Source organism: Tropicimonas sp. IMCC6043 (assembly GCF_004146235.1).
In the GTDB taxonomy this organism is placed as follows: Bacteria; Pseudomonadota; Alphaproteobacteria; order Rhodobacterales; family Rhodobacteraceae; genus Tropicimonas.
On sequence record NZ_SELO01000089.1, the window covers coordinates 1 to 7,741 of the forward strand.

The 7,741-nt window shown below is 57.7% G+C and carries 4 protein-coding genes and 2 pseudogenes; 3 read left to right on the forward strand and 3 right to left on the reverse strand.

The window, feature by feature from the left end; translation table 11 throughout:
- Positions 1-199 precede the first annotated feature (199 nt).
- Positions 200-1,243: a glycosyltransferase family 2 protein gene (locus EU800_RS25465; RefSeq protein WP_129636273.1), complete on the reverse strand. Its 1,044-nt coding sequence runs from the start codon at positions 1,241-1,243 to the stop codon at positions 200-202.
- Positions 1,244-1,623: 380 nt separating this feature from the next.
- Here EU800_RS25465 and EU800_RS25470 point away from each other — a divergent pair, with 380 nt between their 5' ends.
- The gene (locus tag EU800_RS25470; RefSeq protein WP_129636274.1) at positions 1,624-4,203 is read left to right on the forward strand and encodes an FkbM family methyltransferase; all 2,580 of its coding nucleotides are present in this window, start codon (positions 1,624-1,626) and stop codon (positions 4,201-4,203) included.
- A 332-nt stretch (positions 4,204-4,535) separates the two neighbouring features.
- Here EU800_RS25470 and EU800_RS29220 read toward each other — a convergent pair.
- Positions 4,536-4,688, reverse strand: a pseudogene (locus EU800_RS29220) (IS110 family transposase); the annotation flags it as partial.
- 112 nt (positions 4,689-4,800) lie between these two features.
- Between EU800_RS29220 and EU800_RS25480 the strand changes: the two are divergent.
- A pseudogene (locus EU800_RS25480) lies at positions 4,801-5,408 on the forward strand (transposase); the annotation flags it as partial.
- A 108-nt stretch (positions 5,409-5,516) separates the two neighbouring features.
- On the opposite strand, the gene EU800_RS25485 reads toward EU800_RS25480, so the two are convergent.
- Positions 5,517-7,052, reverse strand: coding sequence for a glycosyltransferase family 39 protein (locus EU800_RS25485; protein ID WP_129636275.1), 1,536 nt, complete (start codon positions 7,050-7,052; stop codon positions 5,517-5,519).
- A 456-nt stretch (positions 7,053-7,508) separates the two neighbouring features.
- Between EU800_RS25485 and EU800_RS27360 the strand changes: the two genes are divergently transcribed.
- The coding region (locus EU800_RS27360; protein ID WP_207210014.1) for a hypothetical protein at positions 7,509-7,741 on the forward strand (233 nt) is incomplete at its 3' end.

A 7,741-nucleotide genomic window follows, 5' to 3' on the forward strand; every position in this document is an offset into this window, starting at 1 on the left:
GGGCTCGCGGCGGCGAAGTATCGGGCCGCTCAAGGAAGCCGGATATACGTCCGCAATTGCGAAACTCGAACCCGACCAGATCAGGCGTTGCAATCAGGCGGGGTCCATATACGTCCACACATGACACTTCCGTCGTTACGGGCCTCATCTCGGACAGCGCGCCATCTCACGCAACGAGGGTGATGGGCGGTCGCTTACCTCATATCCAGCGTTTCCTGAAGCGATTAAGGTCTGACAGCATCCTTCCGACCGGCCCCTTCTTCCGGCTAAGCGCAGCAGGGGGGCTGGCGAGATCGGGCAGAGGGGGGGATGCCAGCCCAAGAAATGCGTGCCGTGCGAAGTCCCGATCGAGCGTGCCAGCAAGATCTACGCCGGCCTCGCCCGACCTCAACAGTTCAATGTCTAATTCATTCATGAAGTTCGTCAGACATCGGTATATCCCGTCGTCATTCGGCGCATGGGTCAGTACCGGTTCGACAAACTCAGTCACAAGCCGCCGATAGGTCAAAGCATGCAGTCGATCAAGACCGTGCTCCCTAGACATGCGAAGATTATCTTTAAGTCCCAGAATCAAGTCCTCCACATTGCTCCTGTTCCACCGGACAGCCTTGTGCCCCTTGCTGTATCTGTAGACGCGGTCTGGAATCGCAAAAAACGCGTCAGATGCAATCATCGATCGCACGAAAAAGGGTGGATCCTGAAAGCGTTTGTAGTTCGGAAATTGGATCGAATTTTCGGTCAGGAGCTTTCGACTGAAAATAAATCGCTGGTAGCCGTAGTCAAATTGATATTCCCGGAACGTTATTTTCCCTGCGCTCCCAAATGTATAAGCGCCATGAATCCCGTTAAACTTTTTTTGGATGCGCCCATCGGTATAAAGACGCTCAAAAGAGCCGCCTGCAATATCGACACCGTTGTGCGTAGCCGTCGAGTACAGTGATGCCAAGGCGGTTTTTGTCGAGTACTGATCGTCTGCATCCAGAAATGCAATGAACTCGCCTTTCGCGACCTGCATGCCGCAGTTTCGTGCGCCGCCGGCCCCGGTGTTTTTTTGGTCGATCAGAACAACGCGGGGATCTTCGTTCCGAATTTTCAGAATGCGCTCACGCGTCTCGTCAGTCGAGCCGTCATTGACGCAAATGATCTCAATATCCTTGAGGCTTTGCCTGCGGGCGCTTGCCAAGCTCCGATGGATCAGGTCTTCCACATTGTAGACGGGAACGATGACGGATAGCCGTACCATGTCTTCACCGGGTCATTGGATCTACGCACCGCCAAGCATGCATATAGGAACCATTCAACACAAGCCATGCGACGGTTGGATATCGCGATACAATCAGGGCCTTGGTTCGTCGGAGCCAGCTTCTGTAGCGGAGTATCCCGCCGCTACTACTACATCCTGCGTCTGTTGCATCGCCACCTGGGGCTACATAATGTGCGGCCGTGAACGGATGAACGCTGCGGGGCCTTGCAACTTTGGATCATAACTCTGAACAGGAAGAAGAAAGGTCGGTTGTTCGTCTCAGCGACCACGACGCTTCCTACGAAATAGTCCTGCCCAATCCTGTCACCGACCATATCCAGCGGGGGATCGCAACTTCCGGCAGACCGTATGAGCGGGAGTTGCTGGACGACATGGTTGCCCGATTGCAGCCGAGCGCCTTGATCCTAGATATCGGTTCGAATGTCGGAAACCATACGTTATTTCTGGCCGCTGCCGGATATCGGGTTCGTTCCTTCGAACCCAATCAGGACCTCGCCACCGCGCAACGGGAGTCGGTGGTACGGAACGGGTTTGGTGACCATGTGCTGGTGGAGGTCTGCGGAATCGGTGCTACGAATTCGTATGCCGCGTTCGCGGTTGAGGATCACGCCAACTTGGGGGCGCAGAAGCTTGCACTTGGCGAGGGAGATATCCAAGTGCGCCGGCTGGACGATATGGAGTTCGACGGCGCGGTCGCGGCGCTGAAGATTGACGTGGAGGGGATGGAGCCGGAAGTCCTGAAGGGGGCGGCCGAGCTGATCGCCCGCGACCGACCACTGCTTTACATCGAGGCGGCGACATTTGAGAGTTTTCACCAAGTTTGCGCCGAACTGGTCCCGCATGGCTACGCAGTTGAGGCCTGTTTCAACAACACGCCAACGTTTCTGTTCCTGCCCGCTGAGGATCGCAACCGGGCGTTTTCCGCAAAGGTCCCCGGGACGGAACTTGCCGAGGATCTCTTCGCCAGGGTCACCGAAATCGGCAAAATGTCTCTGGAACGACAGGAAGACCAGGAACGTATCGAAAACCTCAAGGTGTCGTTCGAAAAGGCCAAAGACCAGCATCTGAAAAAGGTCCGGGAACTCAATATCAGGCTCGCGGGACTTGCGGATGAGTTGGCAACGGTGCGGCGAAAACAAGGGAACGAGGAGAAGCGACGAAAAAAATATCAGCGTCTCTTCATCATCTGCGGATTTCCGGTCCTTTTGCTTCTATCTCCCATACTGTTGCCAGTATTTGCCGTGAAACACCTCCTGAAGCCACGCAAACCCAAGCCCGCGAAGGTCGGTTATTCAGCCTTCCACAAAGGGGCGGTGAACATCGAGGCGGCAGACGAACCGCAAAGAACGAATCCTGCTAGCAACCGGCCGTTCGTCTCGGTGATTATGCCGAACTACAACAATGCGGATTTCATCGTCGAGTCCGTGGACTCGGCCCTCGCGCAGGAAGATGTCGAGCTCGAAGTGATTGTCGTCGACGATGGCAGCACCGATGCCTCGCTCGATATCCTGGTCGAAAAATACGGGGACAACAGCAAGGTCGCTATCGTTCCGCTGCTGCGAAACTTCGGCTGCTACTACACGCGCAACATCGGATTGGTCCGGTCGACGGGAGATTACATCGCCTTTCTGGATTCCGACGATGTGATGCATCCGCGACGGCTGGTTGAACAGGTCGCGGCGATCCAGGATGATCAGAGGGCGCTCTTCTCCCAGAGCAAGCTGCGCCGCTGGTCGGCCGATCTTTCCGAACCGATGACGGAAGCCAAGTTCGGCGAAAACACGATCGTGTTCAAACGGGAAGTCCTGCGCGACATAGGGTATTACGATTGCGTCCGCTACGCGGGTGACAGCGAATATCGGGAACGGATCTTGGCCCTTTTCGGGCCGCATGTCGCCCGGAGAGTGGACAAGGAATTCTACAGTCTGCGGACCCTGGGGAATTCACTGACAACCGGCACCGGCAGCGCGGCCTATGCGCGCAATGACGGCAGCGAGCTTGTCCAGGAACTCTCCGCACCCCGAAAGACGTACCAGCAAGCGTTCCGAGCCTGGCATGCCGGGGCGGCGAAAAACAGGGAAAAGCTGCGAATCGAATTTCCGCAACGCAGCCGGAGCTTTGCTCTCGGCGAGGGCCGACAGAATGCTTCGCCGATGCTGGGCGAGGCGGTGACCGGGCGAATGGCGTCCTATCCGGCGCGCGAGCACATCCTCCGGAATACGATTGGCACTGTGATCTCACAGGTCGACCGGCTCGAACTCTACCTCAACCAGTACGAGGAGGTTCCGGATTTTCTCCGCCATGACCGCATCGACGTTACCCTGGGCAAGGATGCAGCGGGCGACCTGAGGGACAACGGGAAGTTCTACTCGTCCGGCGATCCATCGGGCTACCTGGTCTATTTCGACGACGACATCCATTATCCAGAGGACTACGTCGCCCGAATGCTGCACGAGGTCGAGAATTTCGAGCGGAAGGTCGTCGTTGGCGTGCATGGCGTCATCTTCCCCGAAGAGAAGAGAGCCTATACGAAGGACCGGATGAATTTCCGGTTCACGGACGCTCATCGCGGCCGTTTCGTCGATCTGCTCGGAACCGGGACGATTGCCTACCACACGGACACGCTGTCCGTTTCGCTCGAGGACTTCCACTCTACCGGTGTCTGCGATCTCTGGTTCGCGGTTCAATGCCACGCTGCCGGCGTGCCTATGGTTTCGATCCCGCGCGGCGCAAACTGGCTGGTCGGTGACGCCGACGAAATATCCGGCCCCAGCCTCTATTTGGAAGCAAGAAACCAAGGGGCGTCGCATACGTCGCTCTATCACCAGAACCTCCGACCGATCCTGGACAGCGGCCGAAGCCGGCTGGCGCGACAGGCCGAGTGCGTGGCGCGCTATGGAGAGGCTCGATTGCGTTTGCACAACTACAATCTCGATTGACCCGCCACCGGCATAGGATGGTTGAGGGTGCTATCATGTGTGGACGTATATGGACCCCGCCTGATTGCAACGGCTTGGCTGTTTCCGGGTCGAGCGTCACGATTGCTGACGTATATCCGGCTTTCTTAAGCGGCCCGATTCATCGTCGCCGCAAGCCCCGATGGGTTTCCGCGTGCTTCGTCCTCAATGCTCCCGTGGCATCGGGGTGCGCCGTGCCAGTCCACACGTCAGACTCACGAAGCGACGGGTCATGACCCTTTCTCAATCTCCTACCTGTTTGCTGCAATGTCTGGGGATGAGCCCTCTCTTGTTTTGCTTTCTCGCCGTTGTGATCAGTTTGCTGGTACGGCCTGCAGCGGCCGGAAGTCTTCACTTCGCGACAGGATGGACCAGACGATCCTAGCGTTCTTGTTGGCGAACGCGACGGCCACGACGTTAGGATGCCGGCGCTCTCGCATCCGACCTATCCATTGGCTTCGCGTGTCCTGCTCCCACGGCGGCGACCAGCGCCGTGGCCGTTTCCGGGCCGATGCCCTCGATCTTGCCGATGCGCTGACACATCTCGTCAGTACGGAGGAGGTGTCTGAGCCGCCGGTTGTAGGACGTGAGAACACCTCAGCCTGGCGCCAGTTCCTTGATGATCTCGATGCGCGCGGCCTGAAGCGGCCGGAATTCGTCGTCGATGGCGCGCCTGGTCTCGAAGCCGCGCTCGTCGCACTCTGGGGCGAGGACCTGCCGATCCAGCGCTGCACCGTTCACAAGCACCGCAACCTGCTCGGCCATGCGCCAAAACACATGCACGACGAACTGACCGAGGATTACCGCGACATGATCTATGCCGACACCGCGGCCGAGATCGAGACACGCCGCAAGGCTTTCCGTCGGAAGCGTTGCCTCAAGTGCAAGGCGATCGCCGACAGCGTCGAAGAAGCCGGCGACCGGCTGTTCACCTTCACCCGCCTCGATCCGTCACCCGCCTCGATCCGTCGCAATGGAAATCGGCACGGACGACCAACGCAATCGAGCGCCTGAACGAGGAGTTTCGCCGTTGGATCAAGACCCAGACCGTGCTGCCCTGCGCCGAGACCGTCTCGATGCTGCTCTGGGCGCTGCTAGCGTCCGGCCAGATCCAGATGCGCAAGGTCGATGGATGGGAGACGCTGTCTCAGCCCCTCGAGCCCATTCCTCTTGACCTCGCCGCCTGAGCAGTCAAACCTTCGCGTGCCCGGAGAACTCCGCTTCGGAATTTCCACAAAATCTAGACACGACCGCGGTCAGACGCCAGATGTTGTCAATGACAGTTGTTGGGCGCTTCATTCCACATCAGGCAGAACGGCCTCCGCCGTCCAGTAAGTGTAGTGAGAGCGACGTTCGATTTCTCGGAACCCGAGGACATGCGGTTCGACGAATTGGATTTGTTCCGTCGGGCATAGGCCACGCAACGGCCCAACGATCTCGCCGTTTCGGACCAGATCGGAGAAATCGTCGGGGCCTTCCAATCGAAAATAGGGACGATTGGCTGAACCATAATATGATACCGCGCCGTCCGGAATTCGCGCCATGCCGCCCCAATCGCAGTACACAAGCTGCTCGGAGGGGACGTGCTCCTCGGTAAGGCGGGTAAGTAAGTCAATCTGGAGCTGCGTGCGATCTTTTCGATCAAGGCTCAAGTCTAGCGGGGACCTCACTGGCCCGCCGATCAGTAGTGCAAAGACCACAACTAGCGCCGTTAGCGTTCGCGGCTTGATGGGCAAGGTGACCACTACGGCAGCAAGAGACACGCAGAGAACGGAAGCGAGATAAAGCGTATAGCGAGACCAGATCGAGCCACCTGCAAACACTACGGCTAACAGGTAGGCAAGCACCATAAGCGGAAAAGGCAGAAGGTCATATCTTTGAAGCCACCACGGCAGAACCAGAACAGCCGCTACGGCGGGCCAGCGCAGGAGTTCCTCATCGCCGATTAGGTGTTGGATCACTTCCGCAATACTGCGGATCATCTGACTATTTGTTGTGGGGGAAAATCGGTCGATCATTTCATTGGCAATGCCCACCTCAAGAACGACGAGACCGTGCTGCGCAACTTGAAAAATGTACCAAGAAGCCGAAACCGCGAGCGCAAGCACTGCCGAGATCAGGAAATGCTGGTTTTTGAGAAAACTCCTAAACCGGAAAGAATGCCACCGTGCCGTCAGGCCGGTAAGAAGAAGGAAGAGTACGACGACAGCAAGGGCAACAGGTGCCTTCTGAAGGGACCCAAGGGCGATGAGTACCGCCGAGACATACCACCACCTGGGCCGTCGCAGCGCCATCATCGCCGCCGCCAAGGATGCAGTCGCAAAAAATAGCACACCTGTGTCGAGAAGGGCCTGTGAACTACTCGTCCAAAAGCGCCGCGATGTTGTAAGGAACAAGACCGCCGTCGGGACCGCCCAGAGATTTCCGGGGGACACGAGGGCAGCGAGCCAAGCCGTCGAGACGAGGCAACCGAGCGCAAAGATCATGGAAGGCGCGCGCACGCTGACTGTCAAATCCACGCCCTGTTCGTACAAGATTGCACCAAGCCAGTAATGCAAAGGCGGCTTGCGGAAGTTTGGCTCGTTCAATGAATAGACATTGAACCAATCCCCGGCGCGAGAAAAACCAGTCACTCGATCGAGGGTGCGGAATTCGTCAATGCGCTCGATCGCTCCGAGGCTGAGCATTCTGGCCTGAAAGGTCCACGCCCAGAGGATCAAGATCGCAGTGACGAAAATTGGAAGATAGACCGACGGGTTTTCAAAGAAATCGATCGAGTATTTCCGTCCGCTACGAGCGGATACGGTGTTTCGTTCTTGGTGGGAAGTCATGCCGATTTCTCCTGAAGCCCGATGACGTGTCTAGGCAACACCTGAGAGTCCGACAAGAACCTTTGCCATTTCCTAAGTTCAGGCCATAGGAGCCCTAAACCGACATCCGTGCCTTTTCGTCAGATGTCGGCACGGTCGAAGGTTTGTGGCTGCTGGATGCGCGCCATCCAGCGGCGATAAATCTGACGAGGAGGAAAGCGCGGGCGGATTTCGTTGCTATGGGGATTGTGGATCAAGGTTTACGGTAGGATCTTGCATGCGAACAGCCAACCGATTGGTGCGGCCAAGACTACCCTGTGGTGGGCGAGTATCTTTCGGATGTTGTGGCCGCAACCGCAGAGGACGGCGAAGATGGCGTCACCCACGTTGCCCTTTACGGCGCCCCATCAGAGCCGATGCGGTTCGGCATATCCAAGCTACGGCCAAGGCCAGGACGGATAGCAGAAGACACAACTTATGCGCGATCGTGAGCCGCGTATCCTCGAGGTTGAGCCCTCGGGTCTTGGCATCGCCGAAGAGGCATTCGACGGCCCATCTTTTTCGGTAGACATTGAGGACGCCTGTCCCCTTCATCGTACTGGCGACAATGAGGCGTTCTCCATGGCGACCCCGCTTGGCCGCGAATTGGAGAGCCAGGGCGGGATGGCCGTCGCGTGCGGGAAATGTCGCCTGGAAGGATCGGCAGCCCC